Source organism: Halomonas urmiana, assembly GCF_005780185.1.
In the GTDB taxonomy this organism is placed as follows: Bacteria; Pseudomonadota; Gammaproteobacteria; order Pseudomonadales; family Halomonadaceae; genus Halomonas; species Halomonas urmiana.
Window position 1 is genome coordinate 1 of sequence record NZ_VBUI01000066.1, and the last position, 1,562, is coordinate 1,562.

At 60.1% G+C, this 1,562-nt stretch carries 2 protein-coding genes; one reads left to right on the forward strand and one right to left on the reverse strand.

Features of this window, described 5'->3' with window-relative positions; genetic code table 11:
* Positions 1 to 17 precede the first annotated feature (17 nt).
* Positions 18 to 1,079 carry an RNA-guided endonuclease InsQ/TnpB family protein gene (locus FEI13_RS19575; protein ID WP_138183008.1) on the reverse strand — a complete coding sequence of 354 codons (1,062 nt, stop codon included), beginning with the start codon at positions 1,077 to 1,079 and terminating at the stop codon, positions 18 to 20.
* Between the two features lie 21 nt (positions 1,080 to 1,100).
* Here FEI13_RS19575 and tnpA point away from each other — a divergent pair, with 21 nt between their 5' ends.
* On the forward strand, positions 1,101 to 1,517 hold the full coding sequence (gene tnpA / locus FEI13_RS18765) for an IS200/IS605 family transposase (protein WP_138183009.1): 417 nt from the start codon (positions 1,101 to 1,103) through the stop codon (positions 1,515 to 1,517).
* The last annotated feature ends 45 nt before the right edge of the window (positions 1,518 to 1,562 follow it).

Sequence of the window (1,562 nt, forward strand, 5' to 3'; positions counted from 1 at the left end):
TTGACGTCCTCCCCGCCCTAAAGGACAGGGATTCCAACTTCTTGAGGGCAACGTCCTGCCCCGAGACTGAGGATATTCCGGGCCGCGTTCACGTCCCGGTCGTGGAGGACACCACACTCCGCGCACTCCCAGTCTCTTACTCGCAGCCCATTGACACCCCGTGGTCCGCTAAGCGAGCCGCAGGATGAACAGGTACGGGTGGTGTATGCCTCGCGGACCTCTCGGAAGACGATGCCTGCGTGATCGCACTTGTATTCCAGCATTGTCTTGAGCTGACCCCAGCCGGCATCCAGTACCGACTTGGCCATGCGGGTCTTCGCGAGCTTGGTGGACGAGACGTCGCCCACCACGATTTCGCCGTACTGATCGACTAGCCGGCGGGAGAACTTGTGCAAGGCGTCCTTGCGACGATTCTTGATCTTGGCGTGGATCGCCTTCACGCGGCGCTTGTTGCGTGCCCGCTGGGCGATGGCTAGCTTGTCTTCCAGGTCGCGGTAGAAGCGACCGTTCTCCAGCTTCACGCCGTCGCTACAGGTCGCCACGTCCTTCAGCCCCAGGTCGATGCCGACCGCCCCCTGGCCGGTGGACAGCTGGATCTCGACCTCGACCACCACGTTGAAATACCAGCGGCCTCGGGCGTCTTCGTTGAAGCTGCCAGAGCGAAACGCGTACTGGCTGAGGCCGAAGCTGTCCCAGACCTTGAAGTGCTGGCCGTTGAAAGTGACCTGCCCGTTCTTCCACTTGGCAGCGCCCGACTTGAAGGGCACCCAGCCAAGCGACCGGCGAACGCCACGGGACTTGCGCCACGCTAGGCAGGACTTCTTGAACTGCTTGCGACGCGTGGCGTACTCCCTGCCGACCTCCTGAACCGTATGGCTGTGGAGGCCGAGTTCCTTGGCGGCCCCGTTGGTGTACTTCTGGATGTCGTAGGCGGACAGAAAGACCCCGCGCTCGCGGATCGACCGGGAGCTGAGTTCATTCACGAAGTTCCAGACGAAGTTCACGCTACGGGCCATGCGGCCCAGGTGGACAGCGTGCTTGTCCTTCACTCGAACCTTGAGGGTCTTGGTCTGTTTCACGCCTTCAAATATAGTTGGTCTATGGATACCAAACAACACTACAGAGCAGGCAGGCACTGCGTTTTTATTCTTCATGCTCACTTGGTCTTTGTTACCAAATACAGGGGAAACGTCTTTGGTGCAGAGCATCTTGAATCCCTGGAGGGGATCTTCCGCAACGTCTGCGCCGACTTCGAGGCGGAACTAGAGGAGCTCAACGGTGAAGGTGACCACGTTCACCTGCTGGTGAACTACCCACCCAAGGTAGCCCTCTCCCGCTTGGTGAACAGCTTGAAAGGGGTGTCCAGCCGAAGACTCAAGCTGATGCACCCCGAGCTGGTGAAGCCGGCGTACCAGAAGAATGCCCTATGGAGCCCCAGCTACTTTGCCGGGAGCGCTGGCGGTGCTCCGATCTCGGTGGTTCGTCAGTATATTGAGCAGCAAGCCCGCCCACATTGAGGGCCGCTTCGCGACCCGCGCTATCCTTCCCCGCACTAAAAGTAC

What these genes read in the sequence shown, in the direction of transcription:
- tnpA (WP_138183009.1), top strand. Translation starts at nt 1,101, where the DNA reads ATGGATACCAAACAACACTACAGAGCAGGCAGGCACTGCGTTTTTATT.